Annotated in this window: 32 protein-coding genes and 1 pseudogene; 22 read left to right on the top strand and 11 right to left on the bottom strand. The window is 64.3% G+C overall.

Annotated elements, in window-relative coordinates; genetic code table 11:
• Nucleotides 1–2 precede the first annotated feature (2 nt).
• The gene (ku, locus tag ACYG9V_RS04715) at nucleotides 3–869 is read right to left on the bottom strand and encodes a non-homologous end joining protein Ku (RefSeq protein WP_023681243.1); all 867 of its coding nucleotides are present in this window, start codon (nucleotides 867–869) and stop codon (nucleotides 3–5) included.
• Nucleotides 870–1,214: 345 nt separating this feature from the next.
• On the opposite strand from ku, the gene ACYG9V_RS04710 reads away from it, so the two are divergent.
• From ACYG9V_RS04710 to ACYG9V_RS04700, 3 genes are all read left to right on the top strand, one after another.
• Nucleotides 1,215–1,364 (top strand): hypothetical protein, encoded by a 150-nt coding sequence (locus ACYG9V_RS04710; RefSeq protein ID WP_196813601.1) that lies wholly within the window; start codon nucleotides 1,215–1,217, stop codon nucleotides 1,362–1,364.
• A gap of 179 nt (nucleotides 1,365–1,543) precedes the next feature.
• Nucleotides 1,544–1,969, top strand: a complete 426-nt coding sequence (locus ACYG9V_RS04705; protein ID WP_031199395.1) for a thiol-disulfide oxidoreductase DCC family protein — start codon at nucleotides 1,544–1,546, stop codon at nucleotides 1,967–1,969.
• Nucleotides 1,970–2,030: 61 nt separating this feature from the next.
• Nucleotides 2,031–2,285, top strand: coding sequence for a hypothetical protein (locus ACYG9V_RS04700; RefSeq protein WP_023749321.1), 255 nt, complete (start codon nucleotides 2,031–2,033; stop codon nucleotides 2,283–2,285).
• On the opposite strand, the gene ACYG9V_RS04695 is transcribed toward ACYG9V_RS04700, so the two are convergent.
• Nucleotides 2,248–2,709 (bottom strand): RidA family protein, encoded by a 462-nt coding sequence (locus ACYG9V_RS04695; RefSeq protein WP_023687546.1) that lies wholly within the window; start codon nucleotides 2,707–2,709, stop codon nucleotides 2,248–2,250. The genes ACYG9V_RS04700 and ACYG9V_RS04695 overlap by 38 nt on opposite strands.
• Before the next feature lie 235 nt (nucleotides 2,710–2,944).
• Here ACYG9V_RS04695 and ACYG9V_RS04690 point away from each other — a divergent pair, with 235 nt between their 5' ends.
• Nucleotides 2,945–3,313, top strand: coding sequence for a YciI family protein (locus ACYG9V_RS04690; protein WP_352764695.1), 369 nt, complete (start codon nucleotides 2,945–2,947; stop codon nucleotides 3,311–3,313).
• 7 nt (nucleotides 3,314–3,320) lie between these two features.
• Nucleotides 3,321–4,565 (top strand): RNA polymerase sigma factor, encoded by a 1,245-nt coding sequence (locus ACYG9V_RS04685; protein ID WP_352764693.1) that lies wholly within the window; start codon nucleotides 3,321–3,323, stop codon nucleotides 4,563–4,565.
• Between the two features lie 9 nt (nucleotides 4,566–4,574).
• Here the strand turns inward: ACYG9V_RS04685 and ACYG9V_RS04680 are convergent, their stop codons facing one another.
• From ACYG9V_RS04680 to ACYG9V_RS04665, 4 genes are all read right to left on the bottom strand, one after another.
• Entirely contained in the window at nucleotides 4,575–5,201 is a 627-nt protein-coding gene (locus ACYG9V_RS04680; RefSeq protein ID WP_023827544.1) for a glutathione S-transferase family protein, read from the bottom strand.
• A 183-nt stretch (nucleotides 5,202–5,384) separates the two neighbouring features.
• A complete protein-coding gene (gene cysK / locus ACYG9V_RS04675) occupies nucleotides 5,385–6,359 on the bottom strand; it encodes a cysteine synthase A (RefSeq protein WP_023692952.1) in 975 nt (324 codons plus the stop codon).
• Nucleotides 6,360–6,538: 179 nt separating this feature from the next.
• Entirely contained in the window at nucleotides 6,539–7,156 is a 618-nt protein-coding gene (locus ACYG9V_RS04670; RefSeq protein WP_023698059.1) for a LysE family translocator, read from the bottom strand.
• Nucleotides 7,157–7,337: 181 nt separating this feature from the next.
• On the bottom strand, nucleotides 7,338–7,733 hold the full coding sequence (locus tag ACYG9V_RS04665) for a hypothetical protein (protein WP_352764690.1): 396 nt from the start codon (nucleotides 7,731–7,733) through the stop codon (nucleotides 7,338–7,340).
• A 1-nt stretch (nucleotide 7,734) separates the two neighbouring features.
• Between ACYG9V_RS04665 and ACYG9V_RS04660 the strand changes: the two genes are divergently transcribed.
• Entirely contained in the window at nucleotides 7,735–8,241 is a 507-nt protein-coding gene (locus tag ACYG9V_RS04660; RefSeq protein WP_352764688.1) for a hypothetical protein, read from the top strand.
• Nucleotides 8,242–8,265: 24 nt separating this feature from the next.
• Here ACYG9V_RS04660 and ACYG9V_RS04655 read toward each other — a convergent pair whose 3' ends face one another.
• The 3 genes from ACYG9V_RS04655 to hrcA all read right to left on the bottom strand — a co-directional run bounded on the left by ACYG9V_RS04655 (nucleotide 8,266) and on the right by hrcA (nucleotide 11,047).
• Nucleotides 8,266–9,615 carry a PQQ-dependent sugar dehydrogenase gene (locus ACYG9V_RS04655; protein ID WP_352764685.1) on the bottom strand — a complete coding sequence of 450 codons (1,350 nt, stop codon included), beginning with the start codon at nucleotides 9,613–9,615 and terminating at the stop codon, nucleotides 8,266–8,268.
• Between the two features lie 109 nt (nucleotides 9,616–9,724).
• Nucleotides 9,725–9,925 (bottom strand): hypothetical protein, encoded by a 201-nt coding sequence (locus tag ACYG9V_RS04650; RefSeq protein ID WP_023672050.1) that lies wholly within the window; start codon nucleotides 9,923–9,925, stop codon nucleotides 9,725–9,727.
• A 36-nt stretch (nucleotides 9,926–9,961) separates the two neighbouring features.
• Nucleotides 9,962–11,047 carry a heat-inducible transcriptional repressor HrcA gene (gene hrcA / locus ACYG9V_RS04645; RefSeq protein WP_023681233.1) on the bottom strand — a complete coding sequence of 362 codons (1,086 nt, stop codon included), beginning with the start codon at nucleotides 11,045–11,047 and terminating at the stop codon, nucleotides 9,962–9,964.
• Nucleotides 11,048–11,202: 155 nt separating this feature from the next.
• Between hrcA and rph the strand changes: the two genes are divergently transcribed.
• From rph to ACYG9V_RS04610, 7 genes and pseudogenes are all read left to right on the top strand, one after another.
• The gene (rph, locus tag ACYG9V_RS04640) at nucleotides 11,203–11,919 is read left to right on the top strand and encodes a ribonuclease PH (protein WP_023672052.1); all 717 of its coding nucleotides are present in this window, start codon (nucleotides 11,203–11,205) and stop codon (nucleotides 11,917–11,919) included.
• 190 nt (nucleotides 11,920–12,109) lie between these two features.
• Nucleotides 12,110–12,520, top strand: coding sequence for a VOC family protein (locus ACYG9V_RS04635; RefSeq protein WP_023672054.1), 411 nt, complete (start codon nucleotides 12,110–12,112; stop codon nucleotides 12,518–12,520).
• Nucleotides 12,520–13,167, top strand: coding sequence for an RdgB/HAM1 family non-canonical purine NTP pyrophosphatase (gene rdgB / locus ACYG9V_RS04630; RefSeq protein ID WP_023692946.1), 648 nt, complete (start codon nucleotides 12,520–12,522; stop codon nucleotides 13,165–13,167). The genes ACYG9V_RS04635 and rdgB overlap by 1 nt, the downstream gene beginning before the upstream one ends.
• On the top strand, nucleotides 13,167–14,324 hold the full coding sequence (hemW, locus tag ACYG9V_RS04625) for a radical SAM family heme chaperone HemW (RefSeq protein ID WP_023681230.1): 1,158 nt from the start codon (nucleotides 13,167–13,169) through the stop codon (nucleotides 14,322–14,324). The genes rdgB and hemW overlap by 1 nt, the downstream gene beginning before the upstream one ends.
• 68 nt (nucleotides 14,325–14,392) lie before the next feature.
• Nucleotides 14,393–14,764, top strand: coding sequence for a hypothetical protein (locus ACYG9V_RS04620; protein WP_023672057.1), 372 nt, complete (start codon nucleotides 14,393–14,395; stop codon nucleotides 14,762–14,764).
• A gap of 3 nt (nucleotides 14,765–14,767) precedes the next feature.
• A complete protein-coding gene (locus tag ACYG9V_RS04615) occupies nucleotides 14,768–15,091 on the top strand; it encodes a low molecular weight protein tyrosine phosphatase family protein (RefSeq protein WP_023698066.1) in 324 nt (107 codons plus the stop codon).
• A gap of 191 nt (nucleotides 15,092–15,282) precedes the next feature.
• Nucleotides 15,283–15,417: pseudogene (locus ACYG9V_RS04610) on the top strand (EamA family transporter); the annotation flags it as partial.
• Between the two features lie 79 nt (nucleotides 15,418–15,496).
• On the opposite strand, the gene ACYG9V_RS04605 reads toward ACYG9V_RS04610, so the two are convergent.
• Nucleotides 15,497–15,682, bottom strand: coding sequence for a hypothetical protein (locus ACYG9V_RS04605; RefSeq protein ID WP_023687558.1), 186 nt, complete (start codon nucleotides 15,680–15,682; stop codon nucleotides 15,497–15,499).
• Between the two features lie 173 nt (nucleotides 15,683–15,855).
• Between ACYG9V_RS04605 and rsmI the strand changes: the two genes are divergently transcribed.
• Complete coding sequence (rsmI, locus tag ACYG9V_RS04600) at nucleotides 15,856–16,764, top strand: 16S rRNA (cytidine(1402)-2'-O)-methyltransferase (protein ID WP_352764682.1); 909 nt, start codon at nucleotides 15,856–15,858, stop codon at nucleotides 16,762–16,764.
• The gene (locus tag ACYG9V_RS04595; protein WP_023698068.1) at nucleotides 16,757–17,134 is read left to right on the top strand and encodes a YraN family protein; all 378 of its coding nucleotides are present in this window, start codon (nucleotides 16,757–16,759) and stop codon (nucleotides 17,132–17,134) included. Before rsmI ends, ACYG9V_RS04595 begins: the two co-directional genes overlap by 8 nt.
• 180 nt (nucleotides 17,135–17,314) lie before the next feature.
• Here the strand turns inward: ACYG9V_RS04595 and ACYG9V_RS04590 are convergent, their stop codons facing one another.
• On the bottom strand, nucleotides 17,315–18,121 hold the full coding sequence (locus tag ACYG9V_RS04590; protein ID WP_023681226.1) for an undecaprenyl-diphosphate phosphatase: 807 nt from the start codon (nucleotides 18,119–18,121) through the stop codon (nucleotides 17,315–17,317).
• A 169-nt stretch (nucleotides 18,122–18,290) separates the two neighbouring features.
• On the opposite strand from ACYG9V_RS04590, the gene ACYG9V_RS04585 reads away from it, so the two are divergent.
• The 7 genes from ACYG9V_RS04585 to dapB all read left to right on the top strand — a co-directional run bounded on the left by ACYG9V_RS04585 (nucleotide 18,291) and on the right by dapB (nucleotide 26,286).
• Entirely contained in the window at nucleotides 18,291–18,983 is a 693-nt protein-coding gene (locus tag ACYG9V_RS04585; RefSeq protein WP_023681225.1) for a glutathione S-transferase family protein, read from the top strand.
• Nucleotides 18,964–20,118 (top strand): tRNA epoxyqueuosine(34) reductase QueG, encoded by a 1,155-nt coding sequence (gene queG, locus ACYG9V_RS04580; protein ID WP_352764678.1) that lies wholly within the window; start codon nucleotides 18,964–18,966, stop codon nucleotides 20,116–20,118. Before ACYG9V_RS04585 ends, queG begins: the two co-directional genes overlap by 20 nt.
• Complete coding sequence (locus ACYG9V_RS04575; RefSeq protein WP_023710340.1) at nucleotides 20,115–21,044, top strand: SDR family oxidoreductase; 930 nt, start codon at nucleotides 20,115–20,117, stop codon at nucleotides 21,042–21,044. The genes queG and ACYG9V_RS04575 overlap by 4 nt, the downstream gene beginning before the upstream one ends.
• 46 nt (nucleotides 21,045–21,090) lie before the next feature.
• On the top strand, nucleotides 21,091–22,173 hold the full coding sequence (gene mepA, locus ACYG9V_RS04570; protein ID WP_460221917.1) for a penicillin-insensitive murein endopeptidase: 1,083 nt from the start codon (nucleotides 21,091–21,093) through the stop codon (nucleotides 22,171–22,173).
• 137 nt (nucleotides 22,174–22,310) lie between these two features.
• Nucleotides 22,311–23,330, top strand: a complete 1,020-nt coding sequence (locus ACYG9V_RS04565; RefSeq protein WP_023726739.1) for a glucokinase — start codon at nucleotides 22,311–22,313, stop codon at nucleotides 23,328–23,330.
• A gap of 278 nt (nucleotides 23,331–23,608) precedes the next feature.
• Nucleotides 23,609–25,468, top strand: a complete 1,860-nt coding sequence (locus ACYG9V_RS04560; RefSeq protein ID WP_460221916.1) for an ABC transporter ATP-binding protein — start codon at nucleotides 23,609–23,611, stop codon at nucleotides 25,466–25,468.
• On the top strand, nucleotides 25,465–26,286 hold the full coding sequence (gene dapB / locus ACYG9V_RS04555) for a 4-hydroxy-tetrahydrodipicolinate reductase (protein WP_023747442.1): 822 nt from the start codon (nucleotides 25,465–25,467) through the stop codon (nucleotides 26,284–26,286). Before ACYG9V_RS04560 ends, dapB begins: the two co-directional genes overlap by 4 nt.
• Nucleotides 26,287–26,290 lie beyond the last annotated feature (4 nt).

Raw genomic sequence — 26,290 nt, 5'->3', positions numbered from 1 at the left:
CCTCAAGCCGACTTGCGCTTGGGCGCAGAAGCTTTCGCCTTGCCGCTTTTTGCCGCCGGCTTGGCCTTCTTCGCCGGGCCTTCCGCCTGGCCGCCATCGGACAGGCTCTTCTTCAGCGCGTCGAACAGATTGACGACATTGGACGGCTTGGGCGCGGCCTGCGCTTTCGGCGCCTTCTTGCCGGCCTTCTTGGCGCGGATCAATTCGAGCAGCGCGTCCTCATACTTGTCCTCGAATGTCGACGGATCGAACTTCCCCTTCTTCTTGTCGATGATGCGTTCGGCCATATCGGTCATCTCCTGGTCGGTCTTCACCGCCTTGATGTCGCCGAAGATGCTCTCCGGCTCCCGCACCGTGTTGCCGTAGCGCAAGGTGGTCAGCACCATGCCTTTGCCGCGCGGCTCGATGACCACGGGCCGCTCGCGGCTATAGAGCACGACGCGCGCCAGCCCGGCCATCTTCTTGTCCGCCATGGCATCGCGGATGACGGCAAAGGCCTCCTCCGACACCTTGTCGGCGGGCGTGACATAATAGGGCGTGTCGAGATAAATCTGCTCTATCGAGGCTTTGTCGACGAAGCCATCCAGCGCCATCGTGTGCGAGGACTCGATCTGCACCGCTTCGATCTCTTCGTCCTCGATATGGACGAACTCACCGGGGCTCACCTCATAGCCCCTGATCTCGTCGCCATCGCCCAGCGGCTTGCCGGTTTCAGAATCGACATAGATGCGCTTGACCGTGTTGCCGGTCTTGCGGTTGAGCACCCGGAACGAAACTTTTTCGGCGTGGGTGACGACGTTGGTCAGTTCGACAGCGCAGGTGACCAGCGACAGTTTCAGATAGCCCTTCCAGGCCGGGCGAGGTGCCATGGCGAACTCCTGCGCGATGCGGTTCAAGCGAGAACGGGCAAGGCCCGTTCCGGTTCCGGGCGCGCAACCAGGGGCATTTCGGCAGCGAGCATGGAAATTTCGAGAGGCTCGCCAAATCTGAAACAGAACCGCGCCCAAGCGACATCCAGACGAAACATATGTGATGCAAAAGTCACAATGCCGGAAATGGCGACGAACCACACCGAAAGACCCCCAAACAGCCGCATTCCGGCCACGAAGCATGGGGTTTTCGACCAAAGATTAACATCGTGTTCACCGACTATTCACGCCTCGACACTATGATCCCCGCAATCGGACGGGACATCCGAAAATCGGGACAGGGACTTGAGTAAAATGAAATTCTGGGGCCACATCGCCGGCTATGCCGCCGCCATCCGTGAGTTCATCGCGCCGACCTATCGGCCGGAGCGCTACTACATGCGCGGCCCGGGTCCGGCCTGCGCCCGTCGCGGCAGCTCGCTCGGCGCGCATTGATCATGACATTCGAAACGCGTCACGACAGCCGGATCTGCAGACCGGAGGCCGATCCCCGCGCAACCACCTATCGCGCCGAGCGCCCCGCGCTGGCCGCGAGAAGCCGTGCGACAACGCCGCGGCTTTGATCCCGCTGCCGGCGGGCTTAGTGTCTGAAGACACAAGCTGCCGGACGTCCCGTGACTTCTTCTCCTGAACCCTTCGATGCCAGCCAGCCATTGATCGTTTTCGACGGCGTCTGCGTGCTGTGCTCGGGCTTCGTACGCACGGTGGTCGGGCTCGACCGCAAAAACCGCTTCCGCTTCGCCACGGCGCAGTCGCCCTTCGGCGAGGCGCTGTTCCAGAGATACGGGCTGCGCACCGACAGCTACGAGACCAATCTGGTCCTTGTCGGCGGCGCTCCCTTCATGCGGCTGGACAGTTTCATCGCGGTGATGGCCGAACTGGGCTGGCCGTGGCGGGCGGCGAAAGCGCTGCTGCTCATCCCGCGCCCCTTGCGTGACTGGCTCTACGAACGCATCGCCAAAAACCGCTACGCCATGTTCGGCCGCAAGGACAGTTGCGAGATCCTGTCCGCCGCGATACGTGCGCGCGTGATCGGCTAATCACATGTCACCCAAAAGTGACCTCGGTTCCGGGAACGACATACGCAAAAAGAGCGGCGCGATGAGGCTTCTGGTCGTTGGCGGCTATGGCATTTTCGGCGGCCGCATCGTGCAATTGCTGGAGAGCGAGCCACGCCTGATCCTGCTCGTCGCCGGGCGCTCACTGGCCAGAGCCGAGGCCTTGTGCAACGCCCGCACCGGCGCGGCGGCGCAGCTCGTGCCGGCGCGCTTCGATCGCAACGGCGACCTCGCGCAAGGCCGGCCTGTTCGTTCGCGCCTCAGTCCGGCAGCGCCGCGACGGCGACGATCTCGATGACGATGTCTGCCTGGGCAAGCGCTGCGACGCCGATTACCTCCGAAGGCGGCGGATTGTTGTCGCTGCAATGCTTCGGACAATGCTCGGCGAAAAACGCGTCCAGCACGTCGAGACGAAAATTAGGCGAGCTGAGGACGCCGCCGTCGGGAAATGGCCCTTTGACGAAAAAGGTCAGCCTGATGAGATGGTCGAGCCCGCTGCCAAGTTCTTCCAGATCCGATTTGATGTTGCCGAGAACTTCCCGCCACTGCGCCGCGGCATCGCCGGCGAAGCCGCCACCCTTCTTGCCGGCCGGATCGTAGTCAGCCGATGTCGCGGTGTTGCCGCAGAGATAGACGGTGCCTTTCGCACCGCTGACGACCGTGCCTTTGCCCCATGGCATCAACCGGCCGTTCTTGAATTTCTTGTGGGTCACGAGTTCCATTCTCTTCTCCCATGCCTCGTGTGACGTGCCCGCCAACGACAGAGGATAGTGCTGGGCGGAGCCACGGCCAGTCCGCTGCCGGTCATCCGCCAGCAGACGGAGGAACATCTGGTCCTTGCGAAATCTCCTGGCGGAGGCGAAGTTTTTTTCTGAAGCCTGTCGAAATCGGCCGCCGCCGCGCGACATACGTCTGGCCCCGCTAGGACGCGGCCTTCGAAACCACGGGAGAAGACCCATGCGATACATGCTTTTGATCAACAGCGACGAAGCCGCGCAGGCGAACACGCCAATCGAGAAGGCTCAGCAGATGAGCGCAGCATATGCCGCCTATACCGAAGCGTTGAAGAAATCCGGCGCATGGCTCGCCGGCGAACGGTTGCGCCCGACCCAGGCGACCACCTCGGTGCGGATCACAGACGGCAACACCAACGTGATCGACGGCCCCTATGCCGACACCAAGGAGCAGCTTGCCGGCTTCTACATGATCGAGGCGGCCGATATCGATACCGCCATCGACTGGGCGGCGCGCTGTCCGGCGGCGAGCGCCGGCACGGTCGAGTTGCGGCCGATCTGGGAAATGGCCGACTACATGCCCAAGAAATGACACCGTGATGGACAATCGCCCGGAGATCGCGCGGGCGGCGGCCGAAGCGGCCGCCCGGCAGAGTTACGGCAAGCTGGTCGCCTACCTTGCTGCGCGCACCCGCGACGTAGCCGGCACCGAGGACGCGCTGGCCGAGGCCTTTGCCGCGGCCCTTGAGCGCTGGCCACAGACCGGCGTGCCCGAGAAGCCGGAAGCATGGTTGCTGGCCGTGGCGCGCCGGCGGCGCGTCGACGCGGTGCGCCGTCGGCTGACCAGCGAGGCGAGCCGCGACCATCTCAAGCTGATGGCCGAGGAGATGGAGGCGAGCATGGAAGACGAAGACCTGCCCGACGAACGTCTCAGGCTGATGTTTGCCTGTGCGCATCCGGCGATCGAAGCCAGCGTGCGGGCGCCGCTGATCCTGCAGACGGTTCTGGGTTTCGACGCGGCGACGATCGCCTCGGCCTTCCTGGTTTCGCCGGCGACGATGGGCCAGCGTCTGGTGCGTGCCAAGAGCCGCATCCGCGAGATCGGCATTCCGTTCCGCGTGCCGGATCGGGCCGAACTCGGCGAGCGGCTGGAAACGGTGCTGGAAGCGATCTACGCGGCTTTCGCCGAAGGCTGGACCGACCCGGCAGGGACCGAGACGAGAGCGCGCAATCTGGCGACCGAAGGCATCTGGCTCGGGCGTCTGGTGGCGTCACTGATGCCGGACGAACCGGAAGCGCTCGGCCTGCTGGCGCTGATGCTGTTTGCCGAGGCGCGCCGCCCGGCGCGGCGCGATGCGGCTGGAGATTATGTGCCGCTCGCCGAACAGGATTGCCGTCTTTGGGATCACGCGCTGATCGACGAAGCCGAGGCGCTGCTGGGCCACGCCGCCACCATGGGCGTCATCGGCCGCTACCAGCTCGAAGCGGCGGTACAATCGGTGCATGCGACGCGGCGACGGACCGGCCAAACCGATTGGGCGGCGATCCGTAACTTCTACGATGCGCTGTCGGCGATATCAGGCTCGCCGGTGATTTCGATCAACCGCGCCGTGGCGATTGCCGAGGCCGAAGGGGCGGCGGCAGGACTGGCGGCGCTCTACGTGCTGGGCGACGACAAGCGGCTCAACGACTATCAGCCCTATTGGGCCGCTCGCGCCGGCCTGCTGGCCAGGCTCGGCAATGCGGCGCAAGCGGTCGAAGCCTATGACCGGGCGATCGGCCTTGAACGCGACCCCGCCGTGCGCCGCTTCCTGCAGGCGAAACGGGCGATCCTGCGAAATTGAAGCGTCCGTTCAGGCCGGCCACATCTCATGCGTGGTGTTGAGCCGTTTCATCAGCGGATGCGCGCGCAGCGCCGACCATAAGCGTTCGATGTTCGGCCAGTCGGCTCGCGCGTTGTCCATATCGGGGTGCCAGGCCACCAGCATGACGAGGTAGACGTCGGCCAGCGACATCGCGTCGCCGACCAGCCAGCCGCGCCCCTCGAGGGCTGCATCGACAATGGCGAAGCCGCGGTCCATCTCGGCAATGGCTGCCTGCTTGACGGCTTTCTTGCCGTCGGCATCGGTGGTGTAGCGATGGGCATAGTAGAGGCGCAGGATGGCGGGGTAGAGCACCGATGACATGAACGCCATCCAGCGCAGGAAACCGGCGCGATCCGGCGATCCGGCGGCCGGCGCCAGACCCGCCTCCGGATGGCGCTCGGCAAGCAGGATGCAGATCGCCGCCGATTCGGTTATCGATTGACCGTTGGGCAAGGTCAGCACCGGAACCTGGTTCAACGGGCTGATGTCGAGGAAAGCCGGGTCCGGCGGATCCTTCTTCGGCACGTCGATCTGGTCGAATTGCGCGTTTGCCAGCGCCAATGCGGCCTCGACGACGAAACCGCCACTGCCTGGGCGCGTGTAAAGTCTGTACATGAATGTCCTCCCCGGCCCACGCGGGCCGTTGGAGATTTGCACCGGCAGAGCGCCGCGCTCAAGCGGGTCGGTGCGGTGCCACGCGGTATTTTGTGCGGTCCAGACGGGAGCAAGCGCTGGAGATGTCGGCGGACAGAGGGGGTGACGGACCGCTACCTATCCGTCCTTCCCGCTCCGCGAAAACTAAGCTCCCAGCCCGTCGAACAGGATCGTCGACAGATAGCGCTCGGCGAAGGACGGGATGATCACCACCAGGTTCTTGCCCTTGTTCTCCGGCCGCGACCCGACGACGATCGCCGCTTGCAGGGCGGCGCCCGACGAGATGCCGACCGGCACGCCTTCAAGGCGGGCGACGAGGCGGGCGTTGGCGACCGAATCCTCGTTGGAGACCTTGACGATCTCGTCATAGATCGAAGTGTCGAGGATCTTGGGCGCAAAGCCGGCGCCGATGCCCTGGATCTTGTGCGGGCCGGGCTGGCCGCCCGACAGCACCGGCGAGGCCTCCGGCTCGACGGCGACGACATGCACCGAGGGCTTGCGTTGCTTCAGCACCTGGCCGACGCCGGTGATCGTGCCGCCGGTACCAATGCCGGCGACGAAGATGTCGACCCCGCCATCGGTGTCGTTCCAGATCTCCTCGGCGGTGGTGCGGCGGTGGATCTCCGGGTTGGCCGGGTTTTCGAACTGCTGCGGGATGACGGCGTCAGGCAGGGTGGCGGCCAATTCGTCGGCCTTGGCGATGGCGCCCTTCATGCCTTTCGGCCCTTCCGTCAGCACCAGTTCGGCGCCGAGCAGCGCCAGCATCTTGCGGCGCTCCACCGACATGGTTTCGGGCATGGTCAGGATCAGCTTGTAGCCCTTGGCGGCGGCGGCGAAGGCGAGCGCGATGCCGGTATTCCCCGAGGTCGGCTCGATCAGCGTCGTCTTGCCGGGTTTGATCCGGCCCGACGCTTCCAGCGCCTCGATCATGGAAACGCCGATGCGGTCCTTGACCGAGGCGATCGGATTGAAGAATTCGAGCTTGGCAAGAAGGTTGGCAACGACGCCCTTCTCCTTGGCGAACTTGTCGAGCCGCACCAGCGGCGTGTCGCCGATCGTCTCGGTGATCGAGTTGTAGACACGGCCGCGGCCGGGCACGCGCGCGGAAGGCTTGTTCATTGGTTTCGCTCCCAAATCAGATCAGGCAATTGGCGTCGGCGGACAGAATAGGGCTTTCGCCCGCGCAAGATAGGCTGCCGGCCGAAAATATCGAGTGGGCCGCTTGCTGAAAACGCTTGTCTCCTCAAGCCGCATTTTCCGGATGGACCGATCGGCGGAATGGATGGGCCTGAACCGATCTACTGACGTGCGGCAATGGCAGCGGCCGCGCCCACCATGAAGCCGGCGGCGGTGCGGTTCAGCGCCTTCAGCGCGCGTGGCGATTTCAGGAACCAGCGCGCCTTGGCGGCCAGCGCAAGATAGGGCACCAGCACCACGAAGAGCACGATAACGGTGAGCGCGACCAGGATGCCGTAGTCGGCGAGCGTGATGGTCTTCAGGTCGACGATGGTCGGCGTGATGGCGAGGTAGAAGATCATCGTCTTCGGGTTGCCCAGCGTGACGGTGAGGCCGGCAAGGAAGCTCGATACCAGGCCGCCCTTGCCTTTCCTGGCCTCGACAGTCTCTGGCGTGATCCCGGCCGTCCAGAAACGCCAGCCGAGGAAGGCGAGATAGGCGACGCCCAACCATTTGATGGCGAGAAACACCATGCCGAAGCTTTGCGCGACAAAGGCAAGGCCGAGCACCACCGCGGTGAGATAAATAAGGTCGCCGAGCATCAGGCCGAACGACATCGCCAGCGACGAGCGGAAGCCGGATCCGAGCGCCCGCGCCACAAGCGCGGTGACGCCGGGACCGGGAATGGCGGCGGCGATGCCCAGCGCAGCACTGTAGGCAAGGAAGCCGGTGAGGGTCATGACGGTCGCACCTCGTGAAACGACTCTGATGCCATGAAAGCCTGCAACGGCAAAAAGGATTCGATTGCGCCAAGCAGGACATGAAAGCCGGTCGTCATCACCTGAAAGCGAGAGATGGTTCACTTACGCCCCGAAGGCGGTCGGCTATCTCGCATGGCTCCGAACGGCAGGAGCACCCATGTTAGCCAAAAGACTTCACATCCAGCTCATGAAGTGGATGCCCAACAACTATTCCGAAGCACGCGGTCACGTCCACGAGCTGGAATGGTATCTGTGGTTCGAGGGGCGTCAGGCTTTCAGCCTGTTCGACAAGGGCGATAGCGATGTCGTTCCGCAGACTGGATATTTTACCGACAGCCGGGACCCTGGCGCTCACCCCATTCGTCCGATGATCTATCCGCTGGTCGTCAACAACCGGTTCAAGGTGCGGCTGGTGGCGATCGAGCGTGACGGACCGCAAAAGATAGACCCCGACGACACCGCCAAAGGCGAATTCTACATCGACCTCGACATCAAATATCCGCCGGTCTCCGACTGGCGCATCATCGCTGCCGATCCGCGCAACACCGACCCTCAACGTGGAAGCGTCGTTCCAGCTGCAATGGCTGGATTATGTCGATACCGCCGAGATTGCCGAGGATGGCCCGCCACGCATCATCGACAAGTCCAATTATCCCTATCCCTGGGGCGCCAATGTGATGGTGTTCGAGCACTGGCTCGGGCTTGGCCGCAAGGCGCCGCTCAAACTCATCGACCCGAACCGCGCATCGCGCCGCGAATACTGGATGATCAATGGCAATGCGGCTCGGCGCATGGTGCAGGACCTCTATCGCTTCCACATCAACCAACTGGGCGTCGCCAACGACACCATCAGCAGTGTTTACGTGCCGAAGCTCAATGCCGGCCACGTCACGGTGAGCCTTTACGAGCACGATTTCAGCGACAGCCGCTTCGCGCAAGGGGCGAAGAAGTCCTTCGGCTCGGTCGGGCTCTTCAATCTCAGGGATACCGGTTTTGATGACCGCGTCTCATCGGCCGAGGTGATCCATACCTATCCCAAGGTGATCCATCGGGACGTGCATTAGGGCCGGATTGCGCTGTTCGCCGGCTCAGGATGGGCCATCGACATGGGTGATGCGCCAGATGGTGCCGTTGCCATCCTCGGTGACGATAAGCGCGCCGTCCTTGGCCACCGCGACGCCGACCGGCCGGCCCCAGACGGCGTCGTCGGAGAGGACGAAGCCGGTGATGAAATCCTGGTACTCGCCGGTCGGCTTGCCGTCGCTGAATCTCAGCCGCACCACCTTGTAGCCGGTCCTCATACCACGGTTCCAGGAGCCGTGCAGGGCGACGAAGGCGTCACCCTTGTACTCTGCCGGGAAATTGCCGCCGTCATAGAAGGCGATGTTGAGCGGCGCCGAATGCGCCTGCATCAGCACGTCGGGCACGGTGACCGAGCCGGCGAGGTCTGGGCGCGCGCCCTCGTGACGCGGGTCCTGGTTGGCGCCGATATAATACCAGGGCCAGCCATAGAAGGCGCCGTCCTTGACTGAGGTGGCATATTCGAACGGCACATCGTCGCCGAGACCGTCGCGCTCGTTGACGACACACCACAGCGCGCCGGTGGCCGGCTGCACGGTCATGCCCGAGCAATTGCGCAGGCCGGTAGCGAGGATGCGGCCATTCTTGCCGTCGGGGCCGAAGGCCAGCACGTCGGCACGGCCATCCTCGGAACCCCAGGTGGCGCCGAGTGGCTGTGATTTTGCCCAGGCGTCAAGGCCGCCCTTCGGTGCCTTCTGCATGCCCTCCGCGACGTTCGATCCGGAGCCGACCGAGAGATACAGCGTCTTCCCGTCCGGCGAGAAGGCGATATCGCGGGTCCAGTGGCCGCCGGTAGGGATGTCGGAGACAATCGTCTCCGGTTCGCCGGAGGCTTTAAGGTCGCCGTCGCGATAGGCGTAGCGGACCACGCTGTCGTTGTTGGCGACGTAGACCCATTGCGGCTTGTCGCCAGGCGGGTAGAAGGCGATGCCATAGGGCTGGTTGAGATTGTCGGCAAAAATGCCCTCTTCGGCCGGCTTCGCGCTACCCTTGGCCAGCCGATAGACGCGGATCTGGTTGGCGTCGCTGTCGGCGACGAACAGGTCGCCGTTCGGCGCCACGCGCACGACCCGCGGATTGGAAATGCCGGAAGCAACCAGTTCGGCCGAAAACCCAGGCAGCAGGACGGGCTTCGCGCCCTCGGGCCGATCGCCAAGGCCGGCGCTGTTGGAGGCGGATTCGGTCATGTTGGGCTTTTGCAGATCATCCGGCTTGATCAGCCGGCGCACACCTGGCTTGTCGGCCTTCCAGTCGCCGAAAGCGTCCTTGCCGGTCAGCAGCGGTTGATCGGCCTCCTGGGCGAAGGTGCTGGTGGCCAGAAGCAGGGCAAGGCCTGCCAAGCCGGCAATCCGGATCATGCTGTTCTCCTCGAACTCGCGCCGGTCGGCGCGTCATGCACAAGGGAGATATTGTGCAGCCGCCGCAAAAGAGAAGCGTGCGCGCGCGCAGATTCGACGAGAGAACCGCTCAACTTTCCTCTTCGACGTCCAGATCGTCGTCGAGACGCTTTTCCAATGCGACGAGATCTTCCGGCAGCGGCAAGCCCATGGCGCGCATTTCGCGCAGTTTTTCGCGCAGCTGCTCCTGGATTTCGTGCTCGTCCTCCGGCTGGTTGACCATTTCTTCGAGCAGCATGCTGATCTGGGCCTTGAACGATTCAAGCGCCATTCTGCGCCCTCCTTTACGGTGATCCCGGCTTCGGAATTATCTTAACATCCGGGTAATCAATTGGGCCGTGTAGTCGACCATCGGCACGATGCGGGCATAATTCAGCCTGGTCGGGCCGATGACGCCGAGCGCGCCGACGACGCGGGCGTCCTTGTCGCGGTAAGGCGCCACGACCAGCGACGAGCCGGAGAGCGAGAACAGCTTGTTTTCCGAGCCGATGAAGATCCGCACGCCGGGGCCGTCCTCGGCGAGGTCGAGCAGCTGGATCAGCCCGTCCTGCGTCTCCAGATCCTCGAACAGGTGGCGCAGCAATTCGATATCGGCCTGGGCGGTGACGTTTTCGAGCAAATTGGCGCGGCCTCGCACGATAAGGCGCGCCGGCAGGCCGCTATCGGCGCCGGCCCACACCGCCAGGCCTTTCTCGACCAGATCCTGCGACAGCGTGTCCAGCGCTGCCCTGGTCTCGTCCTTGATGCGGGCGATCTCGATGCGCGCCTCGGCGAGCGTGCGGCCCCTGATATGGGCGTTGAGGAAGTTGGAGGCCTCGTGCAGCTGCGAGACGGTGATGCCGGCCGGCAGGTCGACGACGCGGTTCTCGACATCGCCATTCTGCGACACCATCACCGCCAGCGCCTTGGTCGGCTCGAGCTGGATGAACTCGATGTGCTTCAGCGCCACCTCGTTCTTGGTGGCGAGCACCAGGCCGGCGCCGCGCGACATGCCCGACAGCATCTGGCTGGCCTCGGTCAGCATGTGTTCCAGCGTCGCGCCCGAGCCGGAGGCGCGCACCTGCGCCTCGATGACCCGGCGTTCCTCGTCGGAGAGATCGCCAAGCTCCATGAAGGCATCGACGAAGAAGCGCAGGCCGGTCTGGGTCGGCAGGCGCCCGGCCGAGATGTGCGGGGCATAGATCAGGCCGAGATGCTCGAGGTCGCTCATCACGTTGCGGATGGTCGCCGGCGACAGCGACGACGGCAGGATGCGCGACAGGCTGCGCGATCCCACAGGCTCACCGTCCTTCAGATAGGATTCGACGATGCGCCGGAAAATGTCGCGCGAACGCATGTCGAGCGATTGCAGCGCGGGCGCCAGCAGACTGGGTTCGGTGACTGCCTTGGTCATTCGAGCCAAAAACCTCCGGCTCAAGGATATAGACTTCCATCGCCCCCGCGCAACCCGGCGTCTGTGCCAGATCGCCCGGCCTTTTCCTTTGCGCCATGGGCTGCATGCGTCTACAAGCCGCCGACGCAACCGTAAAAGAACAGAAAGAGGCCTCGATGCGCCCTTCTAAACGCCAAGCCGACGAAATGCGCGCCATCTCCTTCGAGCGCGGCGTCTCCAAACACGCGGAAGGCTCGTGCCTGGTGAAATTCGGCGACACGCATGTGTTGTGCACGGCGAGCCTGGAGGAAAAGGTGCCGGGCTGGATGCGCAATTCCGGCAAGGGCTGGGTGACGGCCGAATACGGCATGCTGCCGCGTTCGACCGGCGAGCGCATGCGCCGTGAAGCCTCGGCCGGCAAGCAAGGCGGCCGCACGCTGGAAATCCAGCGGCTGATCGGCCGCTCCTTGCGCGCCGTTGTCGACCTGCAGGCGCTGGGCGAACAGCAGATCACCGTCGACTGCGACGTCATCCAGGCCGATGGCGGCACCCGCACGGCCTCGATCACCGGCGGCTGGGTGGCGCTTTACGATTGCCTGCGCTGGATGGAAGCGCGGCAGATGGCCAGCGTTGCCAAGGTGCTGAAAGACCATGTCGCGGCAATTTCCTGCGGCATCCATGACGGCCAGCCGGTCATCGACCTCGACTACATCGAGGATTCATCTGCCGGCACCGACGCCAATTTCGTCATGACCGGCAAGGGCGGCATCGTCGAGATCCAGGGCACCGCCGAGGGCGAGCCGTTCTCGGAAGGGCAGTTCGCGGAGCTGATGGGCCTGGCAAAGAAGGGCATTCAGCGGCTGGTGAGCTTGCAGCAGATGGCTGTGGCCTGATTGAATTTAACGTGATGACGTCGGCGATCCTTCACACCCCCCTCTGGCCTGCCGGCCATCTCCCCCGCAAGGGGGGAGATCAGAGGTCGCTACCGTTTTCGCCAACCATCAACGTTGAGACGCCGCCAGCGGAACTGCCAATCTCCCCCCTTGCGGGGGAGATGCCCGGCAGGGCAGAGGGGGGCGCCTGATGCAACCCTCCGCTATTCTTGAGTCAGCGCTTTACGTCACGGATCTCGCCGCTGCCGAAGCCTTCTACTCCAACGTCCTCGGCCTCCCTCTCCTCGGCAAGGTCGACGGCCGCCATCTCTTCTTCCGCTGCGGCCCGGGCGTACTGCTCATCTTCAACGCCGAAGCCACCAAAATCCCGCCGGCACCGGATGCGCGGCTGAAAGTGCCGCCGCATGGCACGGTCGGCGAGGGCCATCTCTGCTTTGCCGCAAGTGCGGATGAACTCGCACAGAGGAAGGCGCAACTTGAGGCGAAAAACATCGCCATCGAAAGCGAATTCGAATGGCCGCAGGGCGGGCGTTCGATCTACATACGCGACCCCTCGGGCAATTCGATCGAATTCGCCGAGCCAAGGATCTGGGGCCTTTGATGCATTCTCTCGATGGAAAGAAGATCGTCGTTGCCAGCCACAATGAAGGCAAGCTGCGCGAATTCGCCGATTTGATGGGTCCGTTCGGCTTCGAGGCGAAGTCGGCCAAGGACTACGGCCTGCCGGAACCGGAGGAGACCGGCACCACCTTCGAGGAAAACGCCTACATCAAGGCCTTCGCCGCGGCTAAGGCGACCGGCCTGCCGGCGCTGTCGGACGATTCGGGCCTGTGCGTCGACGCGCTCGACGGCGCCCCCGGCGTCTACACCGCCAATTGGGCCGAAGCTCCCGATGGCAGCCGCGACTTCGGGATGGCCATGCAGCGCACCGAAGTGGCCTTGCAGGAGGTCGGCGCCGCCAAGCCAGCGCAGCGCAAGGGGCGGTTCGTCGCCGTCATCTGCCTGGCCTTCCCCAATGGCGAGGCTGAATATTATCGCGGCGAAGCTGAGGGAACGCTGGTGTGGCCGCCGCGCGGCGAACTGGGCTTCGGCTACGACCCGGTGTTTTTGCCCGACGGTTTCGACAAGACGTTCGGCGAGATGAGCGCTGAGGAAAAACACGGCTGGAAGCCCGGTCAGCCGACGGCGCTGTCGCACCGCGCCCGCGCCTTCCAGAAATTCGCCCGCGCCAGGTTAGGCTCAGCTTAATGTCGCTGGACCGCAGCCCGGGCTTCGGGGTCTACATCCATTGGCCGTTCTGCGCGGCCAAATGCCCGTATTGCGACTTCAACAGCCATGTCCGTCACCAGCCGGTCGACCAGGAGCGCTTTGCCCGCGCCTTCGAGAACGAGCTGAAGACCATGAGCGAGCGGACCGGGCCGCGCGAAGTGACCAGTATCTTTCTCGGCGGCGGCACACCGTCGCTGATGCAGCCGCAGACGGTGGCGGCGGTGCTGGACGCCGTGGCGAAGAACTGGACGGTGCCCGACGGCATCGAGGTGACGCTGGAAGCCAATCCGTCCTCGGTCGAGGCCGAGCGATTTCGCGGCTACCGCGCCGCCGGCGTCAACCGTGTGTCGCTCGGCGTGCAGGCGCTGAACGACAAGGATCTGCGCTTCCTCGGCCGGCTGCACAATGTCGACGAGGCGCTGCATGCAATTGGCCTGGCACGGGACATATTCCCAAGACTTTCCTTCGACCTGATCTACGCCCGCCCCGGCCAGACGCTGGACGACTGGCAGGCGGAGCTCGAACAGGCGATCGGCCATGCCGCCGACCATCTGTCGCTCTACCAGCTGACCATCGAAGAAGGCACGCCGTTCCATGCCCTTCATGCGGCGAACAAATTCATCATCCCCGATAATGACCGGGCCGCCGATCTCTATGCGCTGACGCAGGAGATCACCGCAGCGCATGGCCTGCCGGCCTATGAGATTTCCAACCACGCCAGGCCGGGCGCCGAGAGCCGGCACAATCTGACCTATTGGCGCTATGGCGAATATGTCGGCGTCGGACCGGGCGCGCATGGCCGCTTTATCGAGAACGGCCACCGCACCGTGACGATCGCCGAGCGGATGCCGGAGACCTGGGCCAATCTGGTGGAGGCCAGGGGCCATGGCGTCACCGGCGGCGAGATCCTGACGCGCTCCGAAGAGGCCGACGAGTTCCTGCTGATGGGGCTGAGGTTGGCCGAAGGCATCGACCTTTCCCGCTACGAGGCGTTTTCCGGGCGCGGCCTGTCGAGCGCCCGGCTGACCGTGCTGCAGGATGAGGGGCTGGTGGCGCCGATCGGCAATGCCAGGCTACGCGCCACGCCAGCCGGCATGATCGTGCTCGATGCCGTGGTGGCGGATTTGGCGCGGTGAGCCCACAGGGCAAATGGCCGGGCTGTTGGACGATTTATCGGCTTGAGCAAGGATGTTAGAAAGTCGACTTGTTGAACCGCTGGCGTGCCAGCGCCGCATCCGAGGTGACTCCTGCGATGACGTTCCTGATCCACGAGACCTTGATGACATTGAACACGGATGATGTGTTCGAGTTTGGATTGACCGAAATCTTGAGATCTCCAGAGCAAGACGACCTCTTTGAGGCTCAGGCGATTTTCATCAGGAACGCAACGGTCACATCGAAACTAAAATTGACCCACTTGAGCGAATTCAGCGTTGTCCTCAGTTTCATAACATATATTGGAAATAAGCTTCGCGGAATCGCCAAGGATGAGTTGCTCGAGTTTGATCTGAATGGACTCACATTTGATCAGTACATCCCTCTCAGCAAAAATCTGCGTAAGATCTGGGATGAGTAGTCGGTGAAGAACGTCCTGTTCGTCTGCAGCCAGAACCGCTTGCGCAGCCCGACCGCCGAGCAGGTGTTCTCCAAACGTAGGGATATCGAGGTCGAGTCGGCCGGCACCAATCACGATGCAGACACGCCGCTGACGCATGAGCTGGTCGCCTGGGCCGACATCGTCTTCGTGATGGAAAAGGCGCACCGCACCAAGCTGCAGAAGAAATTCAAGGAGAGCCTGAAGAAGGCCCGCGTCATCTGCCTCGACATCCCGGATGATTACGGATTCATGGATCCGGAGTTGGTGCGATTGCTGGAGGTGAGGGTGACGCGATACCTGGGCTGACTGATGTGGTTGGGGCGTTCCACGCCCGCGTTCGCCATCCTCGGACTTCACCCGAGGATTCATGCCGCGAGGTTAAGGCGCTGCAGCGGTTCAGAATTCTGCGCCGCTGCATCCTTCGGCAGAGGTCACGGAATGGATCATAGGGTCTGCGCCGCGTCACTTCGCTCCTTGCTTCGCCCTAGGATGACGATGTTGCACCGATCGACAAACTAAGCGTCGTGCTTGAAGCGGCGCTTGCCGCGGTGTTTCTCGGCATGCGCCTCTCCGGTCCGGGCCGGCTTGGCGTCGCTCTTGTCCCGGCGGACGCTGTTCTGGTCGTTCATCGGATGCGGCGGCGCGCCTTCGCGGGCGCTCTTCGTTTCAAGACGGGTGATGAAGATATCGAAACGATTGGGCATCGTACGGTCAGTGCTCCGTCGTGCTGTCCGGTTTGTTGTCCGAAAGCCTGACATTCGTCGGCAAGGCGGTGGCCGCCCGACTGGCCAGGCCGGTGTCGCTTTCGGCGAGCGCACGCTTGCCCTTTCGCGCAGTGAAGCGCTTGCGCTCGGCATAATAGGGCTCGAAAACGTCCTGCAATTCCAGGCTGTCCATCCTGTCCTCCTCCTCAAGAGACTCAGGTATTCAATCCGCCAGCCACGCTTTCGTTCCCCACTGTGGCAAAGACATGGCCGCCGGGTTACATCGGCGTCAGGTTTGGCTCGACGTTCGGGAGTTTTGCAACCCCGCGCGCGCCGTGCCAAACAGGGCGAAATGGAGAGACCCCGGTGACCGGCGAGAAGCGCAGCTATGTGATCGGGCAGACCGAGATCGCGGTCCGGTCGCTGGCGCCGGCGCTGTATCTGGTGGCGACGCCGATCGGCAACCTCTCCGACATCACGCTGCGCGCCTTGGAAACGCTGGCTGCCGCCGACATAGTCGCCTGCGAGGACACCCGCGTCTCACGCGTGCTGCTCGACCGATACGGCATCCGCAGGCGCACAACCGCCTATCACGAACACAATGCCGGCGAGGCGGGACCGAAGCTGATCGCAGCACTCGAGGCCGGGCAGAGCGTGGCGCTGATTTCGGATGCCGGCACGCCGCTGATCTCCGACCCAGGCTACCGGCTGGTCGGCGAAGCGCTGGAGCGCGGCCTGCGCGTGGTGCCGATCCCCGGCCCATCGGCGCCGCTGGCGGCGCTGACGGCGTCGGGCCTGCCGTCCGACGCCTTCCTGTTTGCGGGGTTTTTGCCGGTGAAAGCAGGGCAGCGGCTCACAAAGCTCGAAACGTTCAGGACGGTGTCGGCAACGCTGATCTTCTTTGAGTCGCCACGCAGGCTGGCCGATACGCTGCTTGCGATGGTCGAGGCGCTGGGTGATGGGCGCAAGGCGGCCATCGGCCGCGAGCTTACCAAGACTTTTGAAGAGATGCGGACGGGAACGCTGCAGGCGCTGGCCGACCACTATGCGGCGGCTGACACGCCGAAGGGCGAGATCGTCATCTGCGTCGGGCCCGCCGAGATCAAGGCCGAGCAACCCGCCGACATCGACAGGCTGCTGCTGTCGCTGGCCGCCGAAATGCCGGCGTCCAAGGCGGCGGCGGAAGCGGCGAAGATGACAGGCGGGCAGAAGCAGTCTCTCTACCGCCGGCTGCTGGAACTCAGGAATGCGGGTGGAGAAGGCGAAGGTGGCTGAGCGCCCGGCCGCCAGCCGCCAAAAAGCCTATCGGCGCGGCCATCGCGGCGAGTGGCTGGCGGCGGCGGCGCTGATGCTGAAAGGTTATCGCATCCTCGCCCGCCGGCATCGCACCCGCTTCGGCGAGATCGACCTGATCGCCAGGCGCGGCGACCTGGTGCTGTTCGTCGAGGTCAAGGCGCGGCGCACGCTGATGGAAGCGATGGAGGCGATTGGCCACGAATCGGAGCGCCGCATCGAGGGCGCGGCCGACATCTGGCTGTCGCGCCAACCGGACTACGGCAGATTGTCGATGCGCTTCGACATGATCGCGGTGCTGCCCTGGCGCTGGCCGGTGCATGTCGAGAACGCGTTTTTTGGGAGGAGTTAGCGGCCTTTACCCTCCCCCTTGCGGGGAGGGTCGGTGAGCAAGCGACGCGACGCGTCGTTGGCGAAACGGGGCGGGGGTGTGGCGCCGACCCCCACCCCGATCCGCTTTGCGGATCGACTGACCGGGGCGAGCCGCCTGTCTCGCCCGTCCTTCGGACCCCCACAAGGGGGAGGGTAAAGCTCACCCCCAGATCATCAACGCCACCAGCCCGACGCCACCCACGACCAGGCGCCACCAGCCGAACAGCGAATAGCCGTTGCGCGAGACGTAATCGAGCAGGAAGCGCACGACGATCAGCGCGGTAACGAAGGCGGCGACGAAGCCGATAGCGATGATCGGCAGATCGGCGCTGCTCAGCACGTTGCGGTTCTTGAACAGATCGAAGGCGAAGGCGCCGACCATGGTCGGGATGGCGAGGAAGAAGGAGAATTCCGCCGCCGCGCGCTTGTCGACGCCCAGCAGCAGCGCGCCGACGATGGTCGAACCGGAGCGCGACGTCCCGGGGATCAGCGACAGGCACTGGAACAGGCCGATTTGCAAATAAAGCCTTGTCGGGAAGCGCTCGACGTCGCGGTAGACCGGCTGCAGCTTCATGCGGTCGACGACCAGCAGCACGACGCCGCCGATGATCAGCATGATGCAGATCAGCCTTGGCGATTCGAACAGCACCGTCTTGATGAAATCATGCGCCAGCGCGCCGATGATGGCGGCCGGCAGGAAGGCAATCAGGATGCCGAGGACGAAATGCCGCGTCAGCCGGTCATGCGGCAGGTCGAGCAGCATCTGCCACAGACGGCGGAAATAGACGCTGAGGATCGCCAGGATGGCGCCGAGCTGAATCAGGATCTCAAAAGCCTTTCCGGTGGAATGGAAGCCGAGGAAATGGCCGGCGAGCAGGATATGGCCGGTCGAGGAGACCGGGATGAACTCGGTCAGCCCCTCCAGCAGGCCGAGCAGCAGGGCTTCGACGATGGTGTGGCTATCCATGGCAACCTCGGCATTCAAGGGACGGAAGGAAACGGCTGGCAAAAGGGCTTGCTTGTCACGGCGCGGAAGTCCCCCTATAGGTCGCAGCACCGTGACGGCCGCATGACGGGCCGCCAAGACTTACCGGTGCGGACGGCGATTCGCCAGTGCGCCTTAATATCGCGGAATCATGCTGACGCTTTTCCATCACCCGATGTTCGCCACCTGCCGCTTCGTGCGCCTCGCCTTCGGCGAGTATGGCGAGGAGCTGGCGCTGATCGAGGAAAAACCGTGGACGCGGCGCAAGGAGTTTTTGGCGCTGAACCCGGCCGGCACCTTGCCTATCCTGCTGGCCGAAGGCGACGTGCCGATCGTCGGCGCCATGGTGATCGCTGAATATCTCGACGAAACACGTGGTGTCCTGAAGCGCGACAAGCGCCTGTTTGCGGAAGACCCGATGCAGCGCGCCGAAATCCGCCGCCTGACCGACTGGTATCTCAACAAGGCCGAGAGCGAAGTGACCCGGCATCTGGTGCGCGAGCGCGTGCTGAAGCCGGTGATGCCGGAAACGGCGGGCGGCGGTTCCCCCGATTCGGCGGCGATCCGCGCGGCGCGCGCCAACATTCGCCAGCACATGAAGTACACCAACTGGCTGGCCGGCACCCGTCATTGGCTGGCCGGCAGCAAGGTCACCTATGCCGACCTGGCGGCGGCCGCGACGCTGTCGGTGCTGGATTATCTCGGCGAGATCGATTGGCGCGAGCATGCCGCGGCGCGCGAATGGTACACGCGGGTGAAATCGCGGCCGTCGTTCCGGCCGCTGCTCACCGACCGAGTGCGCGGCCTGTCGCCGGTGTCGCATTATGCGGACCTCGACTTCTAGAAGCCAAACCCTGCGCGCGCTGATCGACGCCGAGGCGCGGCGCGCCGGCTTCGATGCGGTTGCCGTCACCGCGCCCGATGCGATCCCGCTGGCGCCGGCCAGATTGGCCGAATTCATCGCCGATGGTTTTCACGGTTCGATGGCGTGGATTGCGGAGACGCTCCAACGCCGCAGCGAGCCTTCGACGCTGTGGCCCGAGGTGCGCTCGATCATCGTGCTGGCAATGAATTATGGCCCCGACCACGATCCGCGTGCGCTGCAGGCAAGGCGCGACCGCGGCGCGATCTCGGTCTATGCGCAAAACCGCGACTATCACGAGGTGATGAAGGGCCGGCTGAAGGAGATCGCCGGCAAGATCGTCGCGCGGGCCGGCGGCGACGTAAAGGTTTTCGTCGATACGGCGCCGGTTATGGAAAAGCCGCTGGCTGAGGCCGCCGGGCTCGGCTGGCAAGGCAAGCATACCAATCTGGTCAGCCGCGAGCACGGCTCCTGGCTGTTTCTCGGCACCATCTTCACCACGGCTGAGCTCACGCCCGATGCGACCGAGGTAGACCATTGCGGTTCCTGCCGCGCCTGTCTCGACGCCTGCCCGACCGATGCCTTTCCGGCGCCCTATCGGCTCGATGCCCGGCGCTGCATCTCCTACCTGACCATCGAGAACAAGGGGCCGATCCCGCAAGAATTCCGCGAAAAGATCGGCAACCGCATCTATGGCTGCGACGATTGTCTCGCCGCCTGCCCGTGGAACAAGTTTGCCCGCGCCGCTTCGGAAGCCAAGCTTGCTGCCCGCGACGAACTGCGCGAGCCGCCGCTAGGCGAGCTGTTGCAGCTAGACGACACGGCGTTCCGGACCTTTTTCTCCGGCTCGCCGATCAAGCGCATCGGCCGCGACCGCTTTGTCCGCAATGTGCTGGTTGCCGCCGGCAATTCCGGCGATGTTTCGCTGGCCGGCCCGGTGCGCGATCTGCTTGGCGATGCCTCGCCGCTGGTGCGCGGCGCGGCGATCTGGGCGCTGTCGCGGCTGGTGCCGGCCGCCGAATTCAACAGGCAGGCGGCGATCTACTCGAACACTGAAACCGACACGACAGTGCGGGGCGAATGGCTGTCCGTATTGCCAATTGAGGCGCACGCATGAGCGAAAAACAGGTTTTTATCTTCGGCGCCGGCTATTCGGGCAAAGCCTTTGCACGGGCCAATGCGGAGGCGATTACGATCTTCGGCACCACGCGCTCGGCCGAGAAATTCGAGGCATTGCGTCAGGCCGGCATCGCGCCGCTGCTGTTTCACGGCGCCCTGACACCTGAAATCGGCGAAACGCTGGAGACCACCACCCATCTTGTCATCTCCGTAGCCCCGGAGGAGGCCGGCGACCCTGTGCTTCTCGCCGCGCGCAAGGCGATCGAGGCGATGCCGGCGCTTCGCTGGATCGGCTATCTCTCGACCGTCGGCGTCTATGGCAATTATGACGGTGCCTGGGTCGATGAAACGGCCGAATGCCGGCCGGTGTCGAAACGCTCGTCGATGCGAGTGGCGGCCGAGCGGGGCTGGCTGCAGCTTGGACTCGAGACCGGCAAGCCGGTGGCCATCCTGCGGCTTTCCGGCATTTACGGGCCGGGTCGCAACGCGCTGGTCAATCTGGAAAACGGCACGGCCAGGCGGCTGGTCAAGCCCGACCAGGTGTTCAACCGCATCCATTGCGACGACATCGCCGGCGCGCTCTGGCACCTCATCGGTGGCAATAGAGGCGGCATTTTCAACATCACCGATGACGAGCCGGCGCCGCCGCAGGATGTCGTCACCTATGCCGCTTCGCTGATGGGCGTCGAGCCGCCGCCGGAGATTCCTTTCGAGACCGCCCAACTTTCGCCCATGGCGCGGTCCTTCTATGGCGAGAACAAGCGCGTCGCCAACGCCGCGATCAAGGCAGCGGGCTACCGGTTCCGCTATCCGGACTACCGCCAGGCGTTCGATCGGATGTGGGCCGACGGCAGCTGGCGCGACGGCGAGCCGCGCAGCCCGATGAAGGTAGATAATCGAAACGCGAGCCCGAGGGTGATATGATTCGATTGTGTTGCGGACTTTTGCAGTGGGGTTCATGACGATTTCGATGCGATCCTTGACCGGCAGACGGCCGTTCCTGACGGCGGCGCTGGCGATCGTGGCGCTGGCCGGGCTGGTGGCGGGCGCAATCACGGCCGAGCCACGGGCAAAAGACCTGTTCGGCGCCAAGAAGCTGCCGGCGGTGGCTGCGGCGCAATCCTTCGGCTTCTATTCAAAGGGCTGCTTCACTGGCGGCGTCGCCATTCCGATGGACGGCCAGAACTGGGAGGTGATGCGTCCCTCGCGCAACCGGCGCTGGGGTCATCCAACGATGATTGCGCTGATCGAGAAACTGTCGCGCGATGCCGCCGCCGACGGCTGGCCGGGGCTTCTGATCGGCGACATTTCGCAGCCGCGCGGCGGGCCGATGCTGACCGGGCACGCCTCGCACCAGATCGGCCTCGACGCCGACATCTGGCTGACGCCAATGCCCGACCGCAAGCTCACCACCCAGGAGCGCGAAAACATCAGCGCCACGCTGATGGTCGACGACAAGACGCATCTGGTGAAGGACAGGCTGTGGAAGCCGATGCATACCAAGCTGTTGAAGCGCGCGGCGAGCTATCCGGAAGTCGAGCGCATCCTGGTCAATCCTGGGATCAAGAAGAAGCTGTGCGACACCGTCACCGGCGACCGTACCTGGCTGAGAAAAATCCGGCCGTTCTGGGGCCATGACTATCATTTCCACATCCGCATCGGCTGCCAGCCGGGTTCGCCCAACTGCAAGGGACAGGAAGCGACGCCCGACGATGACGGCTGCGGCAAGCCGCTGGCCTGGTGGTTTACCGAGGAGCCGTGGCGCCCCAACAAGAACCCGGATGCGCCCAAGGCGCGCGACCTGATGACGATGGCGAACCTGCCGAAACAATGCCAGTTCGTGCTTGACCAGCCCGACGCGGACTCAGCCGAAGCCGTCACCTATCGCGGCGGCGGCGTGCCGATCGCCGCCAGGGCGCCGGAACCCGACGCGCCTCCGCCTATTGCGGGCAATGCGGGCGGCTTGCCAAACGCAGCCAACGCCTTCACCGCCACGCCGGAGATCGGCATTCCCCTGCCAAGGCGACGGCCGCCGGCAAACGTCGGACAGTGATGGCGAACTGACGCTTTCCCTTTCCGGGGCCATGCGCTAGTCAATCGATTGAACACCGGGCGATTGAACACCGGGCGATTGAAAAACCGGGCGATTGAAACGGTCGCAACGGCGCCGCAAAGGGGACGAGCAAGAGCATGTCAGGCGACGACGACACCGCGTTGCGGTTTCCAGTGCTGATCGGCGACATCGGCGGCACCAATGCGCGCTTTTCGATCGTGCTCGACGCAAATTCGGAAGCCGGTGAGCCGCATATCGTGCAAACCGCCAATTTCGCCACCATAGACGAGGCGATCCAGGCGGCGGTGCTCGACCGGTCGTCCATCCGGCCGAATTCGGCAGTGCTGGCCATCGCCGGACCGGTCGATGGCGACGAGATCCCGCTTACCAACTGTCCCTGGGTGGTGAAGCCGAAGCAGATGTTTGCCAATCTGGGCCTGGGCGACATCGTCGTGCTCAACGATTTCGAGGCGCAGGCGCTGGCCGTCGTGGCGCTCGGCGAAGAGCACATGGAAAAGATCGGCGGCGGCGCGCCGGAGGAGAATGCCGGGCGTGTCGTGCTCGGTCCCGGTACCGGCCTGGGCGTCGCCGGGTTGGTTCATGCCCTCCACCACTGGATACCGGTGCCTGGCGAAGGCGGCCACATGGATATCGGTCCGCGGACGCCGCGCGATTTCGAGGTGTTCCCGCATATCGAAAAGCTGGACGGCCGCATTTCGGGCGAGCAGATCCTGTGCGGGCGCGGTCTGGTCAATGTCTACCGGGCGGTCGCCAAGGCCGACGGCAAGCCGGCGCCGTTCACCACGCCGGCCGAAATTACCGGGGCGGCGCTGGCCAAGACCGACCCGGTTGCCGAGGAAGCGCTGGCGCTGTTCGTCACCTGCCTCGGCCGAACCGCCGGCGACCTCGCGCTGGTGTTCATGAGCCGCGGCGGCGTGTTTTTGACCGGCGGCATCGCGCAAAAGATCGTTCCGGCACTGAAGGAAGGCAGTTTCCGTGCCGCCTTCGAGGACAAAGCGCCGCACAGCGCGCTGATGGCCTCGATGCCGGTCTATGTCATCACCCACCCGCTGGCAGCGCTTCTGGGCCTTGCCGCCTATGCCCGCAACCCGTCGCTGTTCGGCGTCCAGACCGCGGGGCGGCGCTGGCGGGCATGATCCATTTCGTCCCGAACATGGGTCTGTTCCTGGAAATGGCTGCCGCTTTCGTGACCCTGACCTCGAGCCCCGACGAAGTTTCGCCATAGGCAAGCCGTAGCCGGGGCGCTAAGAGGGGGCCGAATTCCAGCCTGGCATCCCTAGATGCCGGTTGATTTCAGATCGAATCGACCTGAAATCATCCGGCTCTAAATCAAAGAGATAGAGCATGATGTCGTCCGAAAACCGCTTCACACTTTTCGGCATCATGCTCTAGCAAACCACGAAGCGCCCGCGATTTGACCGCTCAAAGTCCACTCAAACTGAAAGTCCAGCCAGCTGAGGTCACTGCGGTGCTGCGCCGCATCCTGGCCGAAAACGGCAGTGAATATCGCTGGACCTATGTCGTTGCCGTCGGCTGCCTGCTGATTGTTTCCGCCACCACCGCCTTCACGGCGTGGATCATGGCCCCGATGATCAACGAGATCTTCTACGAACGACGCGGCGACATGATCGTCTGGATCTGCGCCGGGTTCATGGCCGCCTCCGTGCTGCGCGGCTTCGCCGGTTACGGCCAGGCGGTCGCGTTGGCCAAGATCGGCAACAATCTGGTCGCCCGCTACCAGAAGCGCAGCTTCGACCACCTGATGAAGCTCGGCGTCGACTTCTTCAACGATACGCGTTCCGGTCGGCTGGCGGCACAGGTCAACGAGAATGTCGGCGGCGTTCGCGATCTGCTGTCGCTGACGCTGACCTCCATCAGCCGCGACGCGGTCTCGCTGATCGCCCTCGTCGGCGTCATGATCTACCAGGATCCGGTGTTGTCGCTCAGCTCGCTGCTGATCGGGCCGCCGCTGATCTGGGCCGTCGTCTACATCACCCGCCGATTGCGGCGCATCAACCGGGAATCGGTGCTGATCAACTCGCGGCTGAACGGGTCCGTACAGGAGGCCACGCAAGGCATCGCCATCGTCAAGGCCTTCACCCTGGAAGCCGAGCTGGCGCGCCGGATCGGCATCATGGCCGATACGGCCGAGCAGCGTAACAACAAGATCGCCCGGGTCGCGGAGCGGCTGTCGCCGATTTCCGAGATTTTGGGCGGTCTCGCCATTACCTCCGTCCTAGCCTATTCCGGCTACCGGGCGCTGGTGCTCGGACAACCACCAGGCGCTGTGTTTTCCTTCATCACCGCGCTGATCATGGCCTACGATCCGGCACGGCGCCTGGCTCGTACGCAGGTCGGTATGGAACGTGCCCTGGTCAACGCCCGGATGATTTACGAGCTGCTCGACCTGGAGCCTAAACAGGGCGATGCGCCCGACGCGGTCGAAGCCAGGATCACCACCGGCGAGGTTCGCTTCGACAATGTGACGTTCGGCTACAGCGCCGACATGCCGGTGATCAGGAACCTGAGTTTCACCGCCGCGGCCGGCAAGGTTACGGCGGTGGTCGGGGCCTCGGGTGCCGGCAAGACGACGCTCGTGGCGCTGCTGCAGCGCTTCTACGATGTCGACAAGGGTTCGATCGAGATCGATGGCCAGGACATTTCCAAAGTCACCAAGCACTCGCTGCGCGGCTCGATCGCCTATGTCTCGCAGGCGCCCTATCTGTTCGAAGGCAGCATACGCGACAACATCCGTTTTGGCCGACTTTCGGCGACCGACGCCGAGATCGAGCGGGCGGCGGTGCTGGCGGCGGCCGACGAGTTCATCCGTCAGCAGCCGCAGGGCTACGACACGCCCGTCGGCGAGGGCGGCTCGACCCTTTCCGGCGGCCAGCGCCAGCGCGTCTCGATTGCGCGGGCGATCGTGCGCAACGCGCCGATCCTTTTGCTCGACGAAGCGACCTCGGCGCTCGACAACGAGGCCGAGGCGCGCGTCCAGGAGGCCCTGACCCACGTGATGGAAGGGCGCACCACCATCGTGATAGCGCATCGCCTGTCGACGGTCGTCAACGCCGACCACATTATCGTGCTTGAAGAGGGGCGCCTGGTCGAGGAAGGCACCCATGCCGCACTGATGGCCGATCCAAACAGTGTCTACGCCCGCTTCCACCGCATTCAAGGCAAGAACGGACTGGGGCTTGTCGACAACTCGAAGCCCGTCCAAACTCCGGTCCGGCGCAGCCGCGCCAAGAAGGCGGTGGGGAGAACAGCATGAGCGAATCCAGCGAAATGGGCCTGGTGGTGGTGGGGGCGGCCGGCCGCATGGGCCAGACGCTGATCCGCGCCATCCATTCGATCCCCGGCGCCCGCGTCGTCGGCGCGGTCGAACGAACCGGATCGCCCTATCTCGGCAGGGATGCGGGCGAGCTTGCCGGCATCGGCATCATCAATGTGACGATCGGCGACGATCCGCTGCCGGTGTTCGCCAAGGCCGACGGCGTGCTCGATTTCACCATGCCGGCAGCCACCGTCGAATTCGCAGGCTATGCCGCGCAGGCACGCATTGCCCATGTCATCGGCACCACCGGCTGCTCGGCGGAAGACGACGCCAGGATCGAGGCCGCGGCGCGCCACGCGACGATCGTCAAATCCGGCAATATGAGCCTCGGCGTCAATCTTCTGGCGGTGCTGGTCGGGCAGGCCGCGCGCGCGCTCGGTCCAGAGGATTTCGACATCGAGATCCTCGAAATGCATCACAAGCACAAGGTCGACGCGCCCTCGGGCACCGCCTTGCTGCTCGGCGAAGCGGCGGCGGCGGGACGCGGCATTTCCCTTGCCGGCAACGATGTGCGGTCACGCGACGGCCATACCGGCGTGCGCAAGCCAGGAACGATCGGCTTTGCCAGCTTGCGCGGTGGCTCGGTGGTCGGCGACCACAGCGTCATCCTGGCCGGGACCGGCGAGCGCATCACGCTGTCGCACCATGCCGAGGACCGCGCCATCTTTGCCCGCGGCGCGGTCAAGGCCGCGCTCTGGGCGCGCGGTAAAAAGCCCGGACTTTATTCCATGCGGGACGTGCTCGGCTTGAGCTAAACCA

Source organism: Mesorhizobium sp. W016 (assembly GCF_054719485.1).
The sequence above is the reverse complement of the archived record's forward strand: the minus strand, read 5'-3'. Positions and strand labels throughout refer to the sequence as shown.